Source organism: Saccharothrix sp. CCNWYY140 (assembly GCF_037401995.1).
GTDB lineage: Bacteria > Actinomycetota > Actinomycetes > Mycobacteriales > Pseudonocardiaceae > Actinosynnema.
Genome location: NZ_JBBEGC010000010.1, coordinates 40,913 through 62,662 on the forward strand (window position 1 = coordinate 40,913; position 21,750 = coordinate 62,662).

Below are 21,750 nucleotides of genomic sequence, written 5' to 3' on the forward strand. Positions count from 1 at the left end.
CGCGGCGGGGGCAGCCAGGGGTGCTTGACGGGCTGGTGGGAGCCGGGCGGGCCGGCTCCCACCAGCGTGGATGGGTGGTCAGGGATGGGTGGTTATGGCAGCAGGTGGAAGGCGGTGCAGCGCCAGCGGTCGCCGGACCACTCCATGCGGGCCGCCAAGGCGCGGACGCGGCCCGTTCGGGTGCTGACCACCGCGGACAGCTCGGTCACCTCCGGGGAGATCCGGCAGACGCGCATGCGGTTGAGCCGCGCGCCCTGGCCGAGGGCCTTGCCGACCTCCGCGGCGGCGGGTGGGGTCAGGTGGGCGGCCAGTTGGCGGAGGGGGCGGCGGCCGTCCACGGCTTCTACGACCGCGGTCAGCAGGTGGTGGACGGTGGCCGTCCGGTGGTCCGGTGGGGTCGGCGTGGTCGCGCGCACGTTGCGGTGTGGGGATGACATGCTCGAACCGAGGCGGTGATCGGCGATTCCGTACCAAGATCACCCGAAGGAGGTCAGGCGTGCGCGGGTTGGTGTTGGACTTCGGTGGTGTGCTGACCGACCTGGGCGACGAGCCCGCCGCCGAACCGCCCCTGCTCGCCGCCGCCCGCACGGCCAAGTCCCACGGGGTGCGCACCGCGATCCTGTCCAATGCGGACGGCCTATGGGCCCCGCCGATGGCGTGGCAGGACGTGTTCGACGTCGTCGTCACCTCCGGCGAGGTCGGGTTCGCCAAGCCGGACCGCCGGATCTACCTCGTCGTCGCCGAACGCCTCGGCGTGGAGCCCGCGCACTGCGTCTTCGTCGACGACCTCGCCGTCAACGTCCGGGGCGCGGCGGCGGTCGGCATGGTGGGTGTGCACCACCGGACCGTCGACGCCACTGTGAATGAACTCGAAGTGTTGCTGGAACTGCCCCTCCAATGACCTGTGGGCCGGCTAAACCCGGCGACGAATAGGTCGCCACCTGCGTGCGCCACCAGGTGTCCTGAGCGGCCATTTCTTTTCAACCGGCAATCGGTCGCGGTTAAACAGGTGCTCAATTGGTGAACGATCGGCGAAGCTTCCCATCGCGGGTGCGTTCGAATGGCGGAACGTCCGTGCGGACGAAGGGCCGGGTGGGCGGCTCCCGCGCGGTCGAGGAGCGCGAGCCGGCACGGGCTCAAGACACCTCGGAAGGCAGCGCACGGGGGTCCGAATGATGGGAGTGCCCCGCTCACGTGCGGCGTTGTACCTTTGACGTGCTGTAGTCGAGCGAACGCTCCCAGTGACGCGCCACCACCGCCCACCCGCCCGCCGGTGGCCGGATACGCTCGCCTCATAGTTATGACTTATGGGGCTCCCCCACGAATTCCTAATTGCTCCCTTCGGACCATTCATCCCCGTCGTGGGCGGCGGGTACGGTAGCGGCTGGTTCCGGCAACAACGGACCACAACCAGACCATCCGGACCGCCGTCGGGTGCGACAAACCATTTTCCCCGGGGTATTCGTGGACCAATTTCCCGGTGGCGTCGCCCTGCCCGCGGAACGGTCGGGGCGACACGTTGGGGGAGTGGCACATGGTGCACCGGGAAGTGGAACTGCTCGCGATCGGGGCGGGGCCGTCCAACTTATCCCTGGCCGTGGCGCTGGAGGAGCTCGCGCCGGACGGCCTCGCGAACGACAGCCTGCTCATCGAGGCGGGTCCCACGGTCGAGTGGCAGCGCGGCATGCTGCTGCCCGGCACGCAGAGCCAGGTCTCCTTCCTCAAGGACCTGGTCAGCCTGCGCAACCCGCGCAGCGCGTACTCGTTCGTCAACTACCTGCACTCGGTGGGGCGGCTCGACCAGTTCGCCAACCTGGGCACGTTCACCCCCTACCGCACCGAGATCTCGGACTACCTGCGCTGGGTCGCCGAGCACCTGACCAAGGTGTCCGTCGAGTACAACCGCCGCGCGACGGCGGTCGAGCCGCTCGTGGACGAGAACGGCGACCTGACCGGCTGGCTGACCCGCCTCGCCGACGGTGACACGATCGGCAGCCGCTACCTGGTCGTCGGGGCCGGCCGCGACAAGCGCGTGCCCGCGGTGTTCAAGAACCTGCCCGAGCGCAAGGTCATCCACAGCACCGAGTACGTCGACCGCATCGCCGCGCTGCCCCGCGAACTGCCCTACCGGGTGACGGTCGTCGGCGGCGCGCAGAGCGCGGCGGAGATGTTCCACTCGGTGCAGACCGACCTGCCGAACTCGCGGCCCACGATGGTCATGCGCTCGATCGGCATGAACGCCTACGAGAGCAGCAAGTTCACCAACGAGCTGTACTACCCGTCGTTCGTCGGCGAGTTCTACGACTCCCGCCCCGAGCAGCGCGCGCAGATCCTCCAGGAGATGCACAAGACGAACTACTCGGGCCTCGCGCCGGGATTCCTGGACACCCTCTACCGGCAGCTCTACCTGGACTCGATGTCCGACGACCCGCGCCTGCGCGTGGTGACGATGGTCGACGTCACCGACGCCCGCGAGGTCAACGACGAGATCGTGCTGTCGCTGACCGACCGCAAGACCGGCCTGGTCGAGGAGCTGCGCACGGACCTGGTGCTGCTGGGCACCGGCTTCGACCCGGCGATGCCGCGGCTGGTCGGCGAGCTGGCCTCCCGCCTGGGCCTGCCGGAGATCTCGGTGTCGCGCCGCTACCGGATGGAGACCGGCGACTCGGCCGGCGCCGTCTACCTCCAGGGCGTCAACGAGGCGACCCACGGCATCTCCGACTCCCTGCTCAGCGTGCTGGCCTGGCGCGCGCAGGAGATCGTCGCCGACCTGCTCGAACACCGTGCCGCGCGGTCGGCCGTGCCGACGCCCGCGGTCGCTGCGTCCGCCGTGGGCGCCTCCGCCGTCGCGACCGCCTGAACCGGAGAACTCGCATGAAGCTGCTGGGCATCGAAGCACGCCAGAACGCCACCTACTACCAGTCGCGGTACAAGCAGGTCGTCGACTTCGGCGCGGACCTGTTCGTGCTCAACGGTGAGGGCACGGAGGACTTCTGGCCCGCCGACCGCTACCGCATCGCCGGTTCCAAGCACATCGACGCCATCATCGAGACCGCGAAGGCCTGGCACGCCGAGGAGAAGTTCGACGGCGTGTTCGCCTTCGCCGAGGCGGCCGTCGTGACCGTCGCCGCCGTGGGCGAGGCGCTGGGCCTGCCGACCATCGGCGTCGAAGCGGCCCTGAACAGCCGCAACAAGATCCTCATGCGGCGCGCGCACGAGAAGGGTGGCGCGGCGCACCCCGACTTCCGGTTCGCCGCGGACGTGCAGGACGCGTTGCAGGCCGCCGAGGAGTTCGGCTACCCGGTGATCCTCAAGCCGACGCTGGGCGCGGGCAGCTACTACGTGTTCCGCTGCGACAGCCCAGACGAGCTGCGCGAGCGGTTCGCCGTGGCCGCGGAGGGCATCCGCGACATGCCGTGGGTGGCCACCGAGGCCGACGGCATCGACCTGGGCCCGAACGGCCTGATCGTCGAGTCCTTCCTGGACGGTCACGAGCACCTCATCGAGGCGCTGGCCTGGGACGACGAGGTGTACCTCGGCAACGTCGTGGACCGCGTCACCGAAGAGGGCGACACCTTCGACGACGACGTGCACCACTCGCCGACCGCGCTGAGCCCCGAGGACCTGGCCGCCGTGCACGAGGTGGTCAAGGCCGGTGCGCACGCGCAGGGCATCCGGCGCAGCGCGCTGCACGCGGAGGTCCGCTTCCACCGGGGCAAGCCGTACCTGCTGGAGATCGCCGTCCGGGTCGGCGGCGGCGGGTTGGACTACCAGTCGCGGGCGTCGGGCGGGTACGACCCGATCAAGGCGGTCATGGACGTCGCGCGGGGCGTGAAGCCCGACGTGCGCCACTACACGCCGACCGGCGTGCACGTGTGGGGCAACGCGATGATCTGCGACGCGGGGACGATCAAGGAGGTCATCGTCCCGGACGAGGTGGAGAAGTCCGACAAGACGCTCTTCCTCAAGATCACGGCGAAGCCCGGCACGGTGATCCTGCGCCCGCCGGACGGCAACAGCGTGCTCGGCTTCCTCCTCGTCACCGGCGACTCGTACGAGGACGTGCAGCGGACGCACCAGGAGTTCTCGGACCGGATCCAGGTCGTCTTCGAAGCACCGGGGGAAGCGCGATGATCACGAAGTTCCGCATCGACGAGAGCGTGGCCAAGGAGGAGTTCGGCCTGGCTTGCCAGCGCCTGATCCCGTGGCCCACCGACTCCGACTCGGCCGAGGAGCCGCCGCTGGGCGCGATGGCGTGCTTCCTGCGGCCCGGCGGGTCCTCGCTGCCCGACTGTCACAACCAGGACGAGTTCATGCTGATCCTGTCCGGGACCGGCACGCTCGACCTGGACGGCGAGAGCGCGTCGTTCGAGAAGGGCGACCTGCTCGTGCTGCCGCGCAACCAGGAGCACGTGGTGCACAACGGCAGTGACGACGAGAACCTGGTGTGGGTGTCGCTGTACTGGCCGTTGCGCGAGGTGCCGTTGTCATGACGACCTGGATCACGGCGACTCCGCCGACCCCGAACGGCGACCTGCACGTCGGTCACCTCGCCGGGCCTTACCTCGCCGGTGACGTGTTGCGCAGGTTCCTTGGCAGCGAAGGTATTCCGGTCAAGTACACGACCGGTCTGGACGACCACCAGAGCTACGTGCCCGTGCGCGGCCTGAAGGACGGCGGGCGCAAGGGCGAGGAGGTCGCCGACGGGTACGGCGAGACCATCGTGCAGGTGTGGGAGCGCGCCGGCATCACGCTGGACACCATCGGCCGGCCGCGCGTGGACGCCGGGTACGTCGCTTACGTGCAGAACTTCTTCCGCAAGCTGGTGGACGACGGGCACATCGTGCCGCGCGTGAAGCCGTTGCCGTACTGCGTTTCCTGCGACCGGTGGCTGTACGAGGCTTACGCCGTCGGCGCGTGCCCGCACTGCGGGGCCCGGTCGAACGGCAACGCTTGCGAGCCTTGCGGTCGCCCGAACCACGTGGGCGACCTCGTGGACCCGCGGTGTGTGGTGTGCGGTGACGCGGCCGAGCTGCGTGACAATGAGAGGCTCTTCCTCCTGTTAGAACCCTTCACCGATCAGCTGGTGGAGTTCTGGTCCACTGTGGACATGCCGCCGCGCTTGCGCGCGTTGTGCGAGGCCATGTTGGACGACGGCTTGCCCGAGATCGCGGTGAGCCACCCGTCGGAGTGGGGCATCGAGGTGCCCGTGGCGGAGTTCTCGGACCAGCGGATCTACGTGTGGTTCGAGATGGGGCCGGGGTACCTGCTGGAGAACGACCCGGCGGGTGGCGTGCCGTCGTCCGGTCCGGTGCAGTTCTTCGGGATCGACAACGGCTACTTCCACGCGGTGCTGTTCCCGGCGAGCTTCTTGGCCTACGACCCGGCCGTGCCGCTGCCGCGGGCGTTCGTGGTGAACGAGTTCTACCAGCTGGAGGGCTTGAAGTTCTCGACGAGCCGGCGGCACGCGATCTGGGGCTACGAGGCCCTGGACCGGGTGGGACCGGACATCCTGCGCCACCACGTCCTGGCCGACCGCCCGAACGGCCGCGAGACCAGCTTCAGCCTCGACGCACTGGCCCGCACCGCCGACCACATCGACCGGCACTGGAACGGCTGGCTGCGCCGGCTGTTCGCGGAGGCAGCCGAGGAGTTCGGCGGCGTGGTCCCGGACATCACCCCGTCCGGCGCGTCGTGGGAACTCCTGCGGACACGCCTGACTCGAACCGTGACCGACCTGCGCGACTCCTACAACCTGCCAGGCTTCGACCCCCGCCGCTCGATCGCCCTGCTGGACGAGGTCGTGGCCCTGGCCACCGACTACGGCCACATTCACCACCACGACCGCACCCGCTCCCGAGGCCGCAACGCCTACCGCGCAGCCCTGGCGGCTCAACTCTCGGTGGCAGCGGCCCTTTCAGCCTGGGCGGCCCCCGCCCTACCCCACGGAGCCGCCCGCCTGGCCGGCCTGCTGGACCTACCCCCGGACCGCCCGGTCCGCGAGAACGCCCTGGCAGTCCCGACAGGCGCCCGCCTGGGCACCCTCGACACCCCGGTGTTCGGCAGCTGACATGCCCCACGACCCGGCCAGGCCCGCCCCACGCGACCTGGCCGGTTCGTCGGCAGGCAGGGTCGCGGCGGCGGGTCTGGACGGGCCGGCGGGCGCACCCAGGACGGTGAGTGCGGCCGGGCCGGCGGGCGCGCCCAGGACGGTGAGTGCGGCCGGGCCGGCGGGCGCGGGCGGATCGCGCAGCGCGGCGGGGTCTGTGGGCGCGGTCGGGTCGGGCAGCGCGGCCGGATCGGTAGGTGCCGCTGGGTCGGTGGCCGCGGCCGGGTCCGTAGGTGCCGGTGGGTCGGTTGGCTGCGGCCGGCTCTGTGGGTGCCGCTGGGTCGGTGGGCCGGGTCTGCGGCGCGCGGGTCTGGACGGGCCGGGAGGTCTGGGTGGGTCCGCGGGCGAGGTCTGCGGCGGCGGGTCTGGGCGGGCTGCGGCGGCGGGTCTGGGCGGGCTGCGGCGAGGTCGGGCAGGGCTGGCTGCATCGCGCGCCGAGCGCGGCCGGCGCGGCCAGCCCCGGAGGCGCGCGGCGATTCGCTGCGGCTCGCTTCGGGCAGGCGCGGCGGGGTCGGCTCCGGGCGGGGCGGTGTGCTCCGGCGGGCGGGTTCGGCGGCCGGCGGGCTCGGGCCAGGGCGGGGTGCTCCGGCTCGGGCGCTGGCGGGCTGCTGGTGGCTCGGGCCGGGCGTCGTCCTCTGGCGGGCTCCGGCGGGCGGGCCTTCGCGGCGGGCTCCGCCGGGCGGGTTCCGGCGGGCGGGCTCTCGCAGCGGGCTCCGGCTGCCCGGGGGCCTGGCTGCCGAGGGTCTGGCTGGCGGCTTCGGCTGGCCGGGTCTCGTGGTGGGCTGCGGGCTGGGGTGGGTGGCTTGGGGCGGAGTGGGGGTGGGGTGGGGGCTGGGTCCTGGTGGCGGGGCCGGCCGTTTTCCGCGCTCCTTGTTTTACGGGACGTGTGAGTTGGGGTTTGGTCGCGGATCCTGCATGTCGCTCGATCGGGTGGTTGTGGGTGAGGTGGCTGGGCCTGGTGACGGTACTGCTGTTGGTGGGTTGGCGACTGGGGGAGTGATCGGGCTGTGGATGGTTTAGCTGGGAGTGGCGTGGGGCTTGGGGTTCGCGTGGCTGTGGTGGGGCCGTTCAGTGGGCCTCGGGCTGCTTGGGGGCGGTTGCTCACGGATGCTGCCGATAGGCATCCGTCGGTTCAGTGGGAGTTTCACGACGATCGCGGGGATCGGGTGGTTGCCGCGAAGATTGCGGCTGGTGTGGTGACCGGCGGTTATGCGGCGGTCATCGGGCATTTCAACAGTCTTGGGGCGGAGGACTCGCTGCCCCTCTATCGCGAAGCCGGGCTGCCGGTGGTGCTGCCGTTGTCGACTCGGCCTGGGCTTGTCGACGGGTATCCGGACGCGGTCCAGTGGTGTCCGGATGACCTTGACCAGGTGGCGGCCCTCCGCCTTGCGGCTGCTACGCACGGGGTCAAGAAGCTTGGCGTTCGGCATGACGGCACCGACTACGGCAAGGGTATGGCCGCCCTGTTCTCGGGTGACGAGGATGGCGACGGGCTGGTTGTCTGCGGGACCCATCACGGGAGTGCTGAGACGGCCTTGGCGATTCGAAAGCAAGGCTATGCCGGGCCGCTGTTCTTCACCGATGACTGTGCGGTGGACGAGTTCGCGGAATTGGCCGGGGACGCTGCTGACGGGGCGAAGGTTGTTCGGCTCGCCGGTGGGGCGCAGGCCTTTGTGGACGGTGCGTTCGAGGCCCTGGTCAAGGCGCTGACACACAACGACATTGCGGCCCGAGTGCGCGCGGAGAAGCCGCGTGTCGGGTGGGAAGTTGTTGCGGTGGAGAGGGTTCCGCACTACGACGTGGTGGTCGTGGGTGCGGGTGTGGTGGGGGCGGCTGCGGCTTCGGCGTTGGTGCAGGCCGGGGTGTCGGTGGCGGTGTGCGCGCCCGTTGACGACAGCGAGTCGGCCACGCGGTACTCGGGTGGGCTGGTTCGTGCTTACGAGCACGACGGTGAATTGCGTCGGCTCGCCATCCGCAGCTACCAGTTGCTGTGGCAGGAGTCCCCGCACTTCCGGCGCACGGGCTCGCTCGTGCTGCTGGGACCTGAGCACCTGGCCGACGCTGCCGCCGGAGTCCACGACCTGACCGCCGCGGGTATCGAGGCGAAGCTGGTGGACGCGGACGAGTTGCTGCGGGACTTCGACATCCGCGCGGCGGGCGCGGTGTGGGAGCCGGCGGGTGGGTACGCCTCGCCGCCGGTCGTCGCGCGGGCGTTGGCGGACGGGATCGCGCGGCACGACGCCAAGGTCCACCGCGTCGAACAGGACACCCGGGGCACCCGGCTCGTCACCTCCACCGGCACCCTCACCGCCCGGACCGTGGTGATCGCGGCCGGCGGCGGGACGCCGACGCTGGTGGACGTCGGGCCGGCGCGGATGAAGCGCATCCGGTACGCGTTCTTCGACCGGGGCGGGCGCGAGCTGCCGACCGTGGTCGACCTGCGGACCGGCGTGTGGGGGCGGCCGGTGCTCGACGGGCCGTACGCGGGCGGGTTCCTCGCCGGGCGGCCGGTGGACGAGTGGGACGTCGGCCTCGACGGTGGCGACCAGCTCACCGCCGACCAGGTCGCCCACATCCGCGAGGGTGTGCGGGAGCTGTGGCCCTGGCTGGGCGACGCGGCCTACCTCGGCGGACGGTACGGGGCCGACCTGTTCGCGGACGCGCCGGTGGTCGGCCCGGTCGGGGACGTGGTCGTGGCCGCGTGCTGGGCGGGCGGCGGGTTCAAGACCGCGCCGGCGGCGGGCGAGCAAGCCGCCTTCGCCGCCGTCAAAGCCCTCACGGGCTGACCCCACCCGACGCGGCCAACCCGGCCCGAACCCGACCAGACCTACCCGGCCCGGCGGCGCAGCACCTCGAAGCACAGCACGGCCGCCGCCGACGCCACGTTCAACGACTCGACGCCCGCCGCCATCGGGATGGACAGCCACCCGGTGACGTGCGGGCGCACGTCGTCGGAGATGCCGGCGGTCTCGCTGCCCAGCACGTACGCGGCGCGCTCCGGCAGCTCCGCGGTGTAGATCGTCTCGCGTGCCCCGGCGTCCAGCGCGTAGATCGGGTACCCGGCCTCGGCCAGCAGACCCGCCGCCTCGCCGGCCGTCGCGCACTTCAGCACCGGCGCCCGGAACGCCACCCCGGCCGACGCCTTCACGACCAGCGGGTCGATGGACGCCACCCCGCGCCGAGGCACGACGATGCCGTCCATCCCGGCGGCGGTCGCGGTGCGCAGGATCATGCCGACGTTCGCGGGCGTGGTGATGCCGTCCAGCAGCAGCAAGCCGCGGGGGTCGTCGCCCAGGCCCAGCTCCAGCGGCTTCATCCGGGGCGCCACGATGTCCGCCAGCACGCCCTGGTCGTGCCGCCCGTTGCCCGCGAGCACCTTCACCCGCTGCGCCGTGGCCCGCTGCACGGCCACCCCGCGCCGCCGGGCCGCGTCCAGGATCTCCTGCGCCGCCGGACCTCGCGCACCCTCCGCGAGCAGCACCTTGTCGACCTCCAGCCGGGGGTCGTCCAAAGCCTCCAGAACGGGCTTGCGGCCATAAACGGTGACGAAACGGTCCTTGGGCGAAATCTGCACGCGAACAGTGTCCTCCACCCGAATGGGGCTTGTGCGCGCGCTGTCAATCATGATGATCGTCACATGACCACGCGCGACGAGGCGCACCGTCTGTTGGCCAGCGGCCAGGAGGCGGACGTCTACCTGCGTCCGGACGGCCTGCTGCTCAAACGCAGCCGCACCGGTCGTGACCTGCGGCAAGAGGCCAAGCTGATGCGCCACCTCAGCGCGCACGGCGTCCCGGTGCCGCGCGTGGCGCACGCCGAGGGCACCGACCTGGTCATGGAGTACGTCCCCGGCCCGCGCATGTCGCAGGAGCTGGACGCCAAGCCGTGGCGCGCGGGCGCCCTGGGCCGCGAGCTGGCCGACCTGCACCGCGCGCTCGACGACGTCCCCGCCCCGGACTTCCTCGACGGCGACGGGGACGGCGGCTGCCTGCTCCACCTGGACCTGCACCCCGGCAACGTCGTGCTCGGCCCGGCCGGCCCGGTGGTCGTGGACTGGGCGAACGCGGCCCGGGGCGACCGGAAGGTGGACGTCGCCCTGAGCTGGCTGGCCATCGCCGTCGCCCCGCTGCGCCCGTTCAAGCGGCTGGCCCGGACCAGGCTGGTGAAGGCGTTCCTGGCGAACGTGGACGTCGAGGTGCGCAAGGCGATGCCCGCCGCCGCCGCGATCCGGCTCGCCCGCCACGTGCGCGACGCCGCCGAGGTCGACGCAGTGAACCGGCTCGTCGCCCGGTGCAGCGACTAGCCTGGGCCGCATGCCCGACCGACTCTCCGCGCTGGACGCCTCGTTCCTGTACCTGGAGGACTCCACGACGCCGATGCACGTCGGTGGGGTCGCGGTGTTCCGCCGGCCGAAGGCGGGTTTCGACTACGACCGGCTCGTCGACCTGATCGAGCAGCGGCTGTCGCTGGTGCCGCGCTACCGGCAGAAGGTCGTGCACGTCCCCGGCAGGCTCGCCCGCCCGGTGTGGGTGGACGACCCGGACTTCGACGTCACCTACCACGTGCGCCGCTCCGCGCTGCCCAAGCCGGGCACCGACCAGCAGCTGCACGACCTGGTGGCGCGCCTGATGTCCCGGCCGCTGGACCACGCCCGGCCGCTGTGGGAGATCTACCTGGTCGAGGGCCTGGCCCGCAACCGGACGGCGGTGGTCACCAAGACCCACCAGGCCGTGGTGGACGGCATCGGCGCGCCCGAGATCGGCCAGGTCATCCTGGACGTCTCGCCCACGCCGCGCCCGCCGGTGGAGTCGCTGTGGATGCCGCAGCCCGAGCCCAGCTCGCTGCAACTGGTCGCGGACGCCGTCGCCGAGGTCGTGCAGCGGCCCGGTGAGCTGGTGGAGAACGTCCGCTCGGCCGCGATGGACACCGTGGCCACGGTCCGCAAGGTCGCGGGCGCGCTGGGCGGGCTGGCTTCGGCGGTCCGCACCGCCGCCACCCCGGCCCCCGGCAGCCCGCTGAACGTCCGGATCTCGCCGCAGCGCCGCTTCGCCGTCGCCAAGACCAGGCTGGACGAGCTGCGCGCGATCCGCCGCGCCCACGGCGGCACGGTCAACGACGCCGTCCTGGCCGTCCTGTCCGGCGCGCTGCGCACCTGGCTGCTCTCGCGCGGCGAGGTCGTCTCCGCCCACACGACCATGCGGGCGATGGCGCCCATGTCGGTGCGCGACGACGACCAGAGCGCCGGCAAGGTGTCGGCGTACCTGGTGGACCTGCCGGTAGGCGAGCCCAACCCGGTCGTGCGGCTGCACCACGTCAGCCACGCGATGCGCGCGCACCAGGAGTCCGGGCACTCGGTGGCCGCCGAGACCCTGGTCCGGTTCTCCGGCTTCGCCCCGCCGACCCTGCACGCGCTGGGCGCGCGGGCGGCGAGCTCGTTCTCGCGGCGGCTGTTCAACGTGGTGGTGACCAACGTGCCCGGCCCCCAGGTGCCGTTGTACGCGGCGGGCGCGAAGATGACCGAGATGTTCCCGGTCGTGCCCCTGGCGAAGAACCAGGCCCTGTCGATCGGGGTCACGTCCTACGACGGCGGGGTGTACTTCGGGCTCAACGCCGACCGGGACGCGATGTCCGATGTGGACGTCCTCGCGGCGATGGTCGAGGAGTCGGTGGAGGAACTGATGGGAACGGTGTCTCAATGAGGGTGTACCTCCCGGCGACCGTGGCGATGCTGCGCGACCTGGTGGAGCAGGGCGAGTTCGCGCCCGTGGGCGGCACCGGCTTCGCGCTGACCCCCGCGCTGCGCGAGTCCTACGCGACCGGCGACACCGAGGAGCTGGAGTACTCGGCGATGCTCGACGCGGCCCGCGCGTCGCTGCGGTTGATCTCGAACGAGGAGAAGGGCGTGCCCCGGCGGGCGGTGGTGTCGGTGGACGTGGACGAGGTGAAGCTGCGGCCGGACCTGGACTTCTCCGTGGTGAAGGTGACCGGGTCGGTGCCGTTGAAGAAGATCGCGGCGATCCACCTGGACACCTCCGACGCCGAGGACGCCGTCCGGGACGCCGCCGAGGTGGTGGACGCGGCCGACCTGGGCGACCCGGACGCGGAGTTCGCGCTGGGCGAGGCCGAGGACCACGAGCTGGCCTGGTACGCGCCGCAGGAGCTGCCGTTCGTGCTGGAGCTGATGTAGGGCTACATGCCGGGCGCGGGCTCCCACAGCTCGACCCGGTTGCCCTCGGGGTCGACGACCCAGCCGAACTTGCCGTACTCGGAGTCCTCGGTCTGGGGGAGGACCTCGACGTTGCGCGCGCGCAGGCGCGTGAGCAGGCCGTCGAGGTCGTCCACCCGGAAGTTCAGCATCGCCCGCTGACCCGGTTCGCCGAAGTACTCGGTGTCGTGGGCGAACAGCGCGAACGTCGTGGTCTCCTCGGCCGACCAGTGGAAGGTCACCGCGCCGTGCTCGGACATCGGCACGCCGAGGTGCTCGCGGTACCACCCGGCCAGCCGGACCGGGTTGCGCGCACGAAGGAAGACCCCGCCGATACCGGTCACTTTCGCCACGGCTGCGCACCGTACTACCGCGTGCCACGATGACGGCATGGACGCGGTCACCTCCGTACCTGTGCCGACCAACGAACCCGTCCGCGCCTACGCGCCCGGCTCCGCCGAACGGGAGTCGCTGCGCCGCCGCGTCGCGTCGCTGGAGGCCGAGTCGCACGAGCTGACCATGACCATCGGCGGTGGCCGGCGGATGGCCGGCGGCGACCGGATCGACGTGGTGCAGCCCCACGACCACCGGCACGTCCTGGGCGTCACGGCCCAGGCCACCGCCGAGGACGTCACGGCCGCCGTCACCGCCGCCCGCGCCGCCGCTCCGGCGTGGCAGGAACTGCCGTTCGACGAGCGCGCGGCGGTGCTGCTGCGGGCGGCCGACCTGCTGGCCGGTCCGTGGCGGGACACCGTGAACGCGGCCACGATCCTCGGCCAGTCCAAGTCCGTGCAGCAGGCCGAGATCGACGCGGCGTGCGAGCTGATCGACTTCCTGCGCTTCAACGTCCACTTCGCGCGCGGCCTGCTGGCCGAACAACCCCAGTCAGCGCCCGGCCTGTGGAACCGCTTCGACCACCGCCCGCTGGACGGTTTCATCGTGGCGATCACGCCGTTCAACTTCACCGCCATCGCCGCCAACCTGCCGCTGGCGCCGGCGCTGATGGGCAACACGGTCGTGTGGAAGCCGTCCCCGACCCAGCAGTTGGCGGCCCACCACACCATGCGCCTGCTGGAGGCGGCAGGCCTCCCGCCCGGGGTGGTCAACATGGTGACCGGCGACGGGCGGGCGGTCAGCGAGGTCGCCTTGGCGGACCCCGCGTTCGCCGGCCTGCACTTCACCGGCTCGACCAGGACTTTCAAGGCGTTGTGGCGCACGATGGCCGCGAACCTGGACGTCTACCGGTCGTACCCGAGGGTGGTCGGGGAGACCGGCGGCAAGGATTTCGTGGTCGCCCATCCGTCCGCCGATCCGGACGCCTTGGTGACTGCTCTGGTGCGAGGAGCTTTCGAGTACCAGGGCCAGAAGTGCTCGGCCGCGTCCCGTGCGTACATCGCGCGGTCGGTGTGGGAGTTGGCGCGGGACAAGCTGGTGGACGTCACGAAGTCGTTGTCATACGGGGATGTCACCGACTTCAGCCACTTCGGCGGAGCCGTGATCGACGCCCGCGCCTTCGCGAAGCACCGTGACGCTCTCGCGGCGGCGAAGGCGGACGACACCATCGAGGTGTTGGTGGGTGGTGGATGCGACGACGAGGTGGGTTACTTCGTCGAGCCGACGATCCTGCTGGGCACCGACCCGAGGAACGACATCTTCACGACGGAGTTCTTCGGGCCGATCCTGTCCCTCTTCGTGTACGAGGACGAGGACTTCGACGACATCCTGGACGTGGTGGACGCGTCGACCCCTTACGCCTTGACGGGCTCGGTGTTCGCCACGGACCGGGCGGCGGTCGAGCGGGCGGGCAGGGCGTTGCGGTTCGCGGCGGGCAACTTCTACGTCAACGACAAGCCGACCGGTGCGGTGGTGGGTCAGCAGCCCTTCGGCGGCAGCCGGGGGTCCGGCACCAACGACAAGGCGGGCTCCGCGTTCAACCTGCTGCGCTGGACTAGCCCGAGGACGATCAAGGAGACCTTCGTCCCACCCACCGACCACACCTACCCGCACATGACGCCCTAGTCGTACTCCTCCAGCTTGCCCCGCGACTCCAGCAGCCGCCGCAGGGAGGCCAGGCGGCCCGGTGACGCCTCACCCGTCGTCACCAGCTCGTCCAACATGCAGTCCGGGTCCTCCGGCGGACCCAGGTGGCCGCAGCCGGACGGGCACTCCTCGGCCATCTCCTTCATGTCCGGGAACGCCCGCACGATGTCGTCCGGCGTGATGTGGGCCAGGCCGAACGACCGGATGCCCGGCGTGTCCACGGCCCACCCACCCTCGGGCAGCGGCAGCGCGACCGCCTGCGTGGACGTGTGCCGGCCCTTCCCGACGCCGCTCACCACGCCCACGGCCCGGTTCGCGTCCGGCACCAGCTTGTTCACCAAGGTGGACTTGCCGACACCGGAGTGCCCGATCAGCGCCGACACCTTGTCCACCATGCGTTCCCGCAGGTCCCCCGGGTCCACATCGGACCGGGTCACGACCACCGGGACGTTCAGCTCCTCGTACGCCGCCAGCAGCTCGTCCGGCGGGGCCAAGTCGGACTTCGTCAAGCACAGCAACGGTTCCAGGCCGCCCGCGTACGCGGCCACCAGGCAACGGTCGATGAAGCCGCGCCTCGGTTCGGGTGCGGCCAGGGCCGACACGATCACCAGTTGGGCCGCGTTGGCCACGACGACCCGTTCGAACGGGTCCGTGTCGTCGGCGGTCCGCCTCAGGACCGACGTGCGTTCCTCCACGCGCACGATGCGGGCCAGGGTGTCGGGGGCGCCGGACGTGTCGCCGACCAGGCCCACCTGGTCGCCCACCACGACCGGGGTGCGGCCCAGTTCCCGTGCCCGCATGGCGGTGACCAGGCGGTCCGGGTCTTCCTCCACCGCGCACGTCCAGCGGCCCCGGTCCACGCCCACGACCATCGCGGGCACCGCGTCGGAGTGTTCGGGACGGCGCTTGCTGCGTGGTCGGGTGCCCTTGCCCGGCCGCACGCGCACGTCGGACTCGTCCAGTCGCCGCCAATCGCGCGTCACGGTCAGCGCGCTCCCAGCATCGTCGCCCACATCCCCGGGAAGTCGGGGATCGTCTTCGTCGTCGATCCGATGTCGTCCACCTCCACGCCGGCCACCACCAGGCCGATGATCGCGCCCGCGGTCGCCATGCGGTGGTCCGCGTAGGCCTGCCACACGCCGCCGTGCAGCGGGCTCGGGTCGATGATCAGGCCGTCCTCGGTCTCGGTCGCCCGGCCGCCCAAGCGGTTGACCTCGGCGGCGAGCGCGGCGATGCGGTCGGTTTCGTGGCCGCGGATGTGGGCGACGCCGCGGATGTGGGTGCGGCCCTCGGCCAGGGCGGCCAGGGCGACCACGGTGGGCGTCAGCTCGCTCTCGTCGCGCAGGTCGATGTCCACGCCGGTCAGGCGGTTCGGGCCGCGGACGGTCAGACCGCGGTCGTCCACGGTGGCGGTGCAGCCGAAGCGCTCGAAGATGTCCTTCACGGCCGCGCCCGGCTGAGTGGTCGTCGCGGGCCAGCCGGGGATGGTGACCTCGCCGCCGGTGACGGCCGCCGCCGCCAGGAACGGCATCGCGTTGGACAGGTCCGGTTCCACCGTGTACTCGCGGGCCGCGATGGGGCCGGGCTCGACGCGCCACACGTTCGGCGTCGAGTCGTCCACGGTCACGCCCGCCTCGCGCAGCATGGTCACCGTCATCTCGATGTGCGGCAGGGAGGGGACGGGCTTGCCGTCGTGCACGACGGTCACCCCGCTCTCGTAGCGGGCGCCCGACAGCAGCAGGCCGGACACGAACTGCGACGACGCCGACGCGTCGATGGTCACCTCGCCGCCGGGCAGGCCGCCCTTGCCGTGCAGGGTGAACGGCAGCGCCTCGCCGTCGATGTCCGCGCCCAGCGCGCGCAGCGCGTCGAGGATCGTGCCCATCGGCCGGACCCGCGCGTGCTCGTCGCCGTCGAACACGACCTCGCCCACGGCGAGCGCGGCGGCGGGCGGCAGGAAGCGCATGACCGTGCCCGCGAGGCCGCAGTCCACCGCCGCCGGGCCGTGCATGGGCAGCGGCGTGACCAGCCAGGACCCGTCCGGACCGTCGGTGATCTCCACGCCGAGCGACCGCAGGGCGGCGGCCATCAGGTTGGTGTCGCGGCTGCGCAGCGGGGCGTGCAGCTCGGACGGGCCGTCGGCGAGCGCGGCCAGGACCAGGGCGCGGTTGGTGATCGACTTGGAGCCGGGCACGGGTACCGTCGCGTGCACGGGGCCGTCGGCGGTGGGAGCGGACCACTGCTGAGTCATGGCCTGATGATTCCGCATCGGGTGGTCGATGGCTCGCACCGGGCGTTGCGACGTGCGACGATGACCATTCGGAGGTGATCGGTTGTGTGCGGCAGGTACGCCTCCACCAAGAACCCGGCCCTGCTGGCGGCGGAGTTCGACGCGGTGGACGGCACCGAGGGCGATGCCCCCTCCCCCGACTACAACGTGGCGCCCACCAAGCAGGTGCTCGCCGTCGTCGAGCGCCACCCGCGCGACGACGAGGGCAACCCGGACCCGGACGTCCTGGAGCGCAGCATCCGCGTGATGCGCTGGGGCCTGGTGCCCCACTGGGCCAAGGACCTGTCCGGCGCGGCGAAGATGATCAACGCGCGGGCGGAGAGCGTGCTGGACAAGCCCGCCTACCGCGACTCGGCCGCCAAGCGGCGCTGTCTCATCCCGGCCGACGGCTGGTACGAGTGGCAGCCCGGCGAGGGCCGCAAGCAGCCGTACTTCATCAACCCCGGCGACGGGTCGAGCCTGGCGATGGCGGGCATCTGGTCGGTGTGGTGGCAGCAGGACGGTGACGAGCGCAAGCCGATCATCACCTGCGCCGTGCTCACCACCGACGCCATCGGCGAGATGACCCAGGTCCACCACCGGATGCCGCTGGTGCTGCCGCCCGACCGCTGGCACGACTGGCTCGACCCCGACAGCGCCGACCCGAAGTCGCTGCTCACCCCCGACCTGGACCTGGTGAACTCCTTCGAGCTGCGGCCGGTGTCGATGAAGGTCAACAGCATCAAGAACAACGACCCCTCGCTCGTGGAACGCGTGTCGCTGACCGAGGACCAGGCGCCCGAGCCCACCCTGTTCGAGCTGAAATGACCTCTCGGATCGAGCTGAAATGACCTCTCGGACCGTCCAGACGCCGTACGGCCCGGCGCGGGCCGAGCTGCACTGCGCCCCCGAGGGCCGGGCGGGCCTGCTGCTCGGGCACGGCGCCGGCGGCGGCATCGCGGCGCCGGACCTGGTGGCCGCGACCCGGGCGGCGGTGGACGCGGGCGTGCACGTGGCCCTGGTCGAGCAGCCCTACCGGGTGGCCGGCCGCCGCGCCCCCGCGCCCGCGAAGCAGCTGGACGCGGCGTGGCTGGCGGTGGCCGAGGACCTGGGCGAGACGTGGTTCGACGAGGTGCCGCTGCTGTTCGGCGGCCGGTCGTCGGGGGCGCGGGTGGCGTGCCGGACGGCGGCGGAGGGGCAGGCCGTGGCGGTGCTGTGCCTGGCGTTCCCCGTGCACCCGCCGGGCAAGCCGGAGAAGTCCCGGCTGGACGAGCTGGAGGGCGTCGAGGTGCCGGCGCTGGTCGTGCAGGGCGAGACCGACCCGTTCGGCCGGCCCGATCCGGCGCACCACCGGGAGGTGGTGCTGTTGAAGGGCGACCACAACCTCAAGGCCGACCTGGAGGGCGTCGGGCGGGCCGTGGGCGAGTGGCTGGACCGGATCCTGCGCCCGCTGGGCTGAACTCGGGCTTGGGCGGTTCCAGGTGGCGCTCTGGTTTCAGGCGGCGATGTCCGCCACGACCGCCTGGGTGAGCTTGACCAGCTCGTCCGGCGCGATCTCGACCTCCAGCCCGCGGCGGCCCGCGGAGCAGTAGATGGTGTCGAAGCCGCGCGCGGACGCGTCCAGGACCAGCGGCAGGCGCTTCTTCTGCCCGAGCGGCGAGATGCCGCCCGCGACGTAGCCGGTCGCCCGTTCCGCCGCCGCGACCTCGGCCATCCTGGCCTTCTTGCCGCCGACGGCCGCCGCCAGCGCCTTGAGGTCCAGCTGGCCCGTGACGGGAACCACACCCACGGCCAGCTTGCCGTCCACCTCGGCCACCAGCGTCTTGAACACCCGTTCGGGTGCGATGCCCAGCGCCTCGGCGGCTTCCAGCCCGTACGACTCGTGGCGGGGGTCGTGGTCGTAGGCGTGCAGCTTGTGAGCCACCTTCTGCTTGTCCAGCAACGCGGTGGCGGGCGTGCCACGTCCGGCCATGAGCGCGGACCCTAGCGGATCACCGGTCGGGAATGTCGGCGCGCGGGCGCGCGTTGTGGCTGGCGTGGCAACCGAGGTGATGGAACAGCAGGTCAGCAGGCCCGTCGGGGCGCGACCGCCGCGTGGCTCGGCTCACTGCCGTCCGGGCGACCGCCGCGTATCCTCGAACGCGTCCCAGACAGCTTCGACCACCAAGAGGTGGGAAGGGAGCGCGGTGCCAGCCACGCGAACGCAGGACACGCCCACGGACGAGACCACGGCCGAGCGTGCGGCGAGGTTCGAACGCGACGCGATGCCGCTGCTCGACCAGCTGTACTCGGCGGCCCTGCGGATGACCCGCAACCCGGCGGACGCCGAGGACCTGGTCCAGGAGACCTACCTCAAGGCCTACGCGGCCTTCGCGTCCTTCTCGGAAGGCACGAACCTCAAAGCCTGGCTGTACCGCATCCTGACGAACACCTACATCAACGGGTACCGCAAGAAGCAGCGCCAGCCGGTCCAGCAGCCCACCGACGAGATCACGGACTGGCAGCTGGCGCAGGCCGAGAGCCACACGTCCACCGGCCTGCGCTCGGCCGAGATGGACGCGATGGACCGCCTGCCCGACTCGGACGTCAAGGAAGCCCTCCAGCGGCTCCCGGAGGAGTTCCGCATCGCGGTGTACCTGGCGGACGTCGAAGGCTTCGCCTACAAGGAGATCGCAGACATCATGGGCACCCCGATCGGCACCGTGATGTCCCGGTTGCACCGGGGCCGCAGGCAGCTTCGCGACCAGTTGGCCGACGTCGCCCGGGAGCGCGGCTTCCTCCGCGGCGCCCAGCAGGAGGTGGCGGGTCGATGAGCTGCGGCGAACCGCACGAGACGGACTGCTCCGAGGTCCTGTCCGAGGTCTGGCTGTTCCTGGACCACGAGTGCGACCAGAAGCGGCGCGAGCTGCTCCAGACGCACCTGGAGGAGTGCCACCCGTGCTTGGAGGAGTACGGGATCGAGGAGCACCTCAAGGCCCTGCTGGCGAAGAAGTGCGGGGGTGAGCACGCGCCGGAGGAGCTGAAACGCCGGCTGCGGGCCCGGATCCGCCAGACGACCTCCGACGGGCGGGTGGACGTGTCGTTGGACGCGTCGCTGGACGTCGAGGTCGTGCGCAAGGCCGACGCCTGAGGTCCTGACGACGTTCTGAGGACGTTCTGAGACGTTCTGAGAACGGCGAAGGCCCCGGAGCGGGTGCTCCGGGGCCTTCGCGCACGCCAGGTGAAAATCAGGCGTTGGGGCGCTTCCCGTGGTTGGCGCCGCCCTTCTTGCGGTCGCGGCGCTTGCGGGCACGCTTCGACATGGGGATCTCCTCGTAGCTCAGACTGCCTGGACACAGTGTCTCACCCGGTCACCCGCACCGGCCGCGGGGCCTGGACCGTGGTTGGATTGGGACTGCCGAACGCCGCTGCCGGGAAAGGGGTAGAGCTGTCCACGCTCACCGACCTGCTGGCCGAACACACCAAGCTCTCGGGTTCGGCCGTCGACCACCTCCAGCTCGTGGTGGCCGAGTGGCAGCTGCTGTCCGACCTGTCCTTCGCCGACTTCCTGCTGTGGGTGCCGCTGGACGACACCACGTTCCTGTGCGTCGCCCAGGCCCGTCCGACGACCGCGCCCACGGCGCACCCCGAGGACGTGGTGGGCAGCACGGTGGACGTCGAGGAGCACCCGCAGCTGCGCCGCGCCATGACCGAGTCGCGCATCTGCCGCGAGGAGGACCCGCGCTGGCACCTGGGCGTCCCGGTGCGCCGCGAGGCCATCCCGGTGCGCCTGGGCCGCGAGGTCATCGCGGTGCTCAGCCGGAACACGAACCTGGCCGTGCCCCGCGTGCCGAGCCCGCTGGAGATCTCCTACCTGGGCAGCGCCGCGGACCTGTGCCAGATGATCTCCGACGGCACGTTCCCCACCACCGAACCGTCGCCGGACGTGCACACCAGCCCCCGGGTCGGCGACGGCCTGATCCGCCTGGACGCCTCCGGCGCGGTGGTGTTCGCGAGCCCCAACGCGCTGAGCGCCTACCACCGCATGGGCCACGCGTCCGACCTGGTGGGCGTGCACCTGGCGCCGTTGACCCGGTCGCTGATCGGTGACCCGTTCGACGCCACGGAGGTCGCCCAACGCATCCGCATGGCGTTGGACGGGCAGTCCAGCATGCGCATCGAGGCGGAGAGCCGGCGTGGCGCGGCGGTGCTGTTCCGGGCGTTGCCGTTGCGGCCGAGGGGGTCGGCGGCGGGCGCGCTGGTGCTGTGTCGGGACGTGACGGAGGTGCGCCGGCGGGACCGGGCTCTGCTGTCCAAGGACGCCACGATCCGCGAAATCCACCACCGGGTGAAGAACAACCTCCAGACCGTCGCCGCGCTCCTGCGCCTCCAGAGCCGCCGGACCAGCAGCGAGGAGGCCCGCGAGGCGCTGGCGGAGTCGGTGCGGCGGGTCACGTCCATCGCGATGGTGCACGAGACGCTGTCCATGTCCGTGGACGAGCGGGTCGACCTGGATGACGTGGTGGACAAGGTCATCCCGATGATGTCGGACGTGGCCGCCACCGAGTCCCAGGTGGTGGTGCGTCGGGAGGGGCCGTTCGGGATCGTGCCGGCCGAGTTGGCGACGCCGTTGGTGATGGTGTTGACCGAGCTCGTGCAGAACGCGTTCGAGCACGCTTACGCCGCTGGTCAGCGGGGTGAGGTGGTTGTGCATGCGGAGCGGTCGGCCAAGTACCTGGACGTGGTGATCTCGGATGACGGCAAGGGGTTGCCGCCGGGGTTTTCGTTGGAGCGGACGGATCGGCTCGGGTTGCAGATCGTGCGGACGCTTGTTGAGTCGGAGTTGCGAGGGAGTCTCAGCTTGCGGCGGCGCCCCAAGGGGGGAACGGAAGCTGTGCTGCGCGTCCCTCTTCGGCCTCGGCGCTGACGCTCTTGGGGCGCTTCGCTTCTCTGGACGCCCTTCCTGTGGCTGGCAGCTACGCGGAGCGCCTGCGGCGCGAAGAGCGCGCCTGCGCCCCCCTCCGCGCCACAGCCGCCCGCCACGCCGCACACCGCAGCCGCACACCGCACCGCAGCCGCCCGCTGCACCGCAGGCGCACAGTCCGCGCCACAGCCGCACGCCGCCCTCGGTGCGCAGCTGCCCGTCGC

At 71.6% G+C, this 21,750-nt stretch carries 22 protein-coding genes; 15 read left to right on the forward strand and 7 right to left on the reverse strand.

Features of this window, described 5'->3' with window-relative positions; translation table 11 throughout:
• Window positions 1–92 precede the first annotated feature (92 nt).
• A complete protein-coding gene (locus WBN91_RS08325; RefSeq protein ID WP_337725888.1) occupies window positions 93–437 on the reverse strand; it encodes an Rv3235 family protein in 345 nt (114 codons plus the stop codon).
• Window positions 438–496: 59 nt separating this feature from the next.
• Here WBN91_RS08325 and WBN91_RS08330 point away from each other — a divergent pair, with 59 nt between their 5' ends.
• The 6 genes from WBN91_RS08330 (at window position 497) to WBN91_RS08355 (ending at window position 8,895) form a co-directional block, all read left to right on the forward strand.
• The gene (locus tag WBN91_RS08330; protein ID WP_337725887.1) at window positions 497–901 is read left to right on the forward strand and encodes an HAD-IA family hydrolase; all 405 of its coding nucleotides are present in this window, start codon (window positions 497–499) and stop codon (window positions 899–901) included.
• 633 nt (window positions 902–1,534) lie between these two features.
• The gene (locus WBN91_RS08335) at window positions 1,535–2,860 is read left to right on the forward strand and encodes a SidA/IucD/PvdA family monooxygenase (RefSeq protein ID WP_337725886.1); all 1,326 of its coding nucleotides are present in this window, start codon (window positions 1,535–1,537) and stop codon (window positions 2,858–2,860) included.
• Between the two features lie 14 nt (window positions 2,861–2,874).
• Entirely contained in the window at window positions 2,875–4,134 is a 1,260-nt protein-coding gene (locus WBN91_RS08340; RefSeq protein ID WP_337725885.1) for an ATP-grasp domain-containing protein, read from the forward strand.
• Window positions 4,131–4,493: a cupin domain-containing protein gene (locus tag WBN91_RS08345; RefSeq protein WP_337725884.1), complete on the forward strand. Its 363-nt coding sequence runs from the start codon at window positions 4,131–4,133 to the stop codon at window positions 4,491–4,493. The genes WBN91_RS08340 and WBN91_RS08345 overlap by 4 nt, the downstream gene beginning before the upstream one ends.
• Window positions 4,490–6,070: a class I tRNA ligase family protein gene (locus WBN91_RS08350; RefSeq protein WP_337725883.1), complete on the forward strand. Its 1,581-nt coding sequence runs from the start codon at window positions 4,490–4,492 to the stop codon at window positions 6,068–6,070. Before WBN91_RS08345 ends, WBN91_RS08350 begins: the two co-directional genes overlap by 4 nt.
• Before the next feature lie 1,631 nt (window positions 6,071–7,701).
• A complete protein-coding gene (locus WBN91_RS08355; protein ID WP_337725882.1) occupies window positions 7,702–8,895 on the forward strand; it encodes an NAD(P)/FAD-dependent oxidoreductase in 1,194 nt (397 codons plus the stop codon).
• Window positions 8,896–8,936: 41 nt separating this feature from the next.
• On the opposite strand, the gene WBN91_RS08360 is transcribed toward WBN91_RS08355, so the two are convergent.
• Window positions 8,937–9,734, reverse strand: a complete 798-nt coding sequence (locus WBN91_RS08360; protein ID WP_337725881.1) for a TrmH family RNA methyltransferase — start codon at window positions 9,732–9,734, stop codon at window positions 8,937–8,939.
• 12 nt (window positions 9,735–9,746) lie between these two features.
• Here WBN91_RS08360 and WBN91_RS08365 point away from each other — a divergent pair, with 12 nt between their 5' ends.
• Genes WBN91_RS08365 through WBN91_RS08375 form a run of 3 tightly spaced genes read left to right on the forward strand, consistent with a single transcriptional unit; the run spans window position 9,747 to window position 12,296 of the window.
• Complete coding sequence (locus WBN91_RS08365) at window positions 9,747–10,412, forward strand: phosphotransferase (protein ID WP_337725879.1); 666 nt, start codon at window positions 9,747–9,749, stop codon at window positions 10,410–10,412.
• Window positions 10,413–10,422: 10 nt separating this feature from the next.
• Window positions 10,423–11,808 carry a WS/DGAT/MGAT family O-acyltransferase gene (locus WBN91_RS08370; RefSeq protein ID WP_337725878.1) on the forward strand — a complete coding sequence of 462 codons (1,386 nt, stop codon included), beginning with the start codon at window positions 10,423–10,425 and terminating at the stop codon, window positions 11,806–11,808.
• Window positions 11,805–12,296: a DUF6912 family protein gene (locus tag WBN91_RS08375; RefSeq protein WP_337725877.1), complete on the forward strand. Its 492-nt coding sequence runs from the start codon at window positions 11,805–11,807 to the stop codon at window positions 12,294–12,296. The genes WBN91_RS08370 and WBN91_RS08375 overlap by 4 nt, the downstream gene beginning before the upstream one ends.
• A 2-nt stretch (window positions 12,297–12,298) precedes the next feature.
• Here the strand turns inward: WBN91_RS08375 and WBN91_RS08380 are convergent, their stop codons facing one another.
• A complete protein-coding gene (locus WBN91_RS08380; RefSeq protein WP_337725876.1) occupies window positions 12,299–12,667 on the reverse strand; it encodes a VOC family protein in 369 nt (122 codons plus the stop codon).
• A gap of 37 nt (window positions 12,668–12,704) precedes the next feature.
• Between WBN91_RS08380 and pruA the strand changes: the two genes are divergently transcribed.
• Window positions 12,705–14,333, forward strand: a complete 1,629-nt coding sequence (gene pruA / locus WBN91_RS08385; RefSeq protein ID WP_337725875.1) for an L-glutamate gamma-semialdehyde dehydrogenase — start codon at window positions 12,705–12,707, stop codon at window positions 14,331–14,333.
• Here pruA and rsgA read toward each other — a convergent pair.
• Both rsgA and aroA read right to left on the reverse strand, forming a co-directional pair.
• Entirely contained in the window at window positions 14,330–15,337 is a 1,008-nt protein-coding gene (gene rsgA, locus WBN91_RS08390) for a ribosome small subunit-dependent GTPase A (RefSeq protein WP_337725874.1), read from the reverse strand. The genes pruA and rsgA overlap by 4 nt on opposite strands.
• A 2-nt stretch (window positions 15,338–15,339) precedes the next feature.
• The gene (gene aroA, locus WBN91_RS08395; protein ID WP_337725873.1) at window positions 15,340–16,605 is read right to left on the reverse strand and encodes a 3-phosphoshikimate 1-carboxyvinyltransferase; all 1,266 of its coding nucleotides are present in this window, start codon (window positions 16,603–16,605) and stop codon (window positions 15,340–15,342) included.
• Window positions 16,606–16,689: 84 nt separating this feature from the next.
• On the opposite strand from aroA, the gene WBN91_RS08400 reads away from it, so the two are divergent.
• Both WBN91_RS08400 and WBN91_RS08405 read left to right on the forward strand, forming a co-directional pair.
• Entirely contained in the window at window positions 16,690–17,451 is a 762-nt protein-coding gene (locus WBN91_RS08400; RefSeq protein WP_337725872.1) for an SOS response-associated peptidase, read from the forward strand.
• Between the two features lie 19 nt (window positions 17,452–17,470).
• Window positions 17,471–18,082 carry an alpha/beta hydrolase family protein gene (locus tag WBN91_RS08405; protein WP_337725871.1) on the forward strand — a complete coding sequence of 204 codons (612 nt, stop codon included), beginning with the start codon at window positions 17,471–17,473 and terminating at the stop codon, window positions 18,080–18,082.
• Between the two features lie 36 nt (window positions 18,083–18,118).
• Here the strand turns inward: WBN91_RS08405 and ybaK are convergent, their stop codons facing one another.
• A complete protein-coding gene (gene ybaK / locus WBN91_RS08410; protein WP_337725870.1) occupies window positions 18,119–18,595 on the reverse strand; it encodes a Cys-tRNA(Pro) deacylase in 477 nt (158 codons plus the stop codon).
• Between the two features lie 214 nt (window positions 18,596–18,809).
• On the opposite strand from ybaK, the gene WBN91_RS08415 reads away from it, so the two are divergent.
• Entirely contained in the window at window positions 18,810–19,436 is a 627-nt protein-coding gene (locus WBN91_RS08415) for a sigma-70 family RNA polymerase sigma factor (RefSeq protein WP_337725869.1), read from the forward strand.
• Window positions 19,433–19,753 carry a mycothiol system anti-sigma-R factor gene (rsrA, locus tag WBN91_RS08420; RefSeq protein ID WP_337725868.1) on the forward strand — a complete coding sequence of 107 codons (321 nt, stop codon included), beginning with the start codon at window positions 19,433–19,435 and terminating at the stop codon, window positions 19,751–19,753. Before WBN91_RS08415 ends, rsrA begins: the two co-directional genes overlap by 4 nt.
• Window positions 19,754–19,850: 97 nt before the next feature.
• Here the strand turns inward: rsrA and WBN91_RS39135 are convergent, their stop codons facing one another.
• Window positions 19,851–19,925 (reverse strand): 50S ribosomal protein bL37, encoded by a 75-nt coding sequence (locus WBN91_RS39135; RefSeq protein ID WP_096498094.1) that lies wholly within the window; start codon window positions 19,923–19,925, stop codon window positions 19,851–19,853.
• 125 nt (window positions 19,926–20,050) lie between these two features.
• Between WBN91_RS39135 and WBN91_RS08425 the strand changes: the two genes are divergently transcribed.
• The gene (locus tag WBN91_RS08425) at window positions 20,051–21,529 is read left to right on the forward strand and encodes a histidine kinase N-terminal domain-containing protein (RefSeq protein WP_337725909.1); all 1,479 of its coding nucleotides are present in this window, start codon (window positions 20,051–20,053) and stop codon (window positions 21,527–21,529) included.
• Window positions 21,530–21,750: the final 221 nt, after the last annotated feature.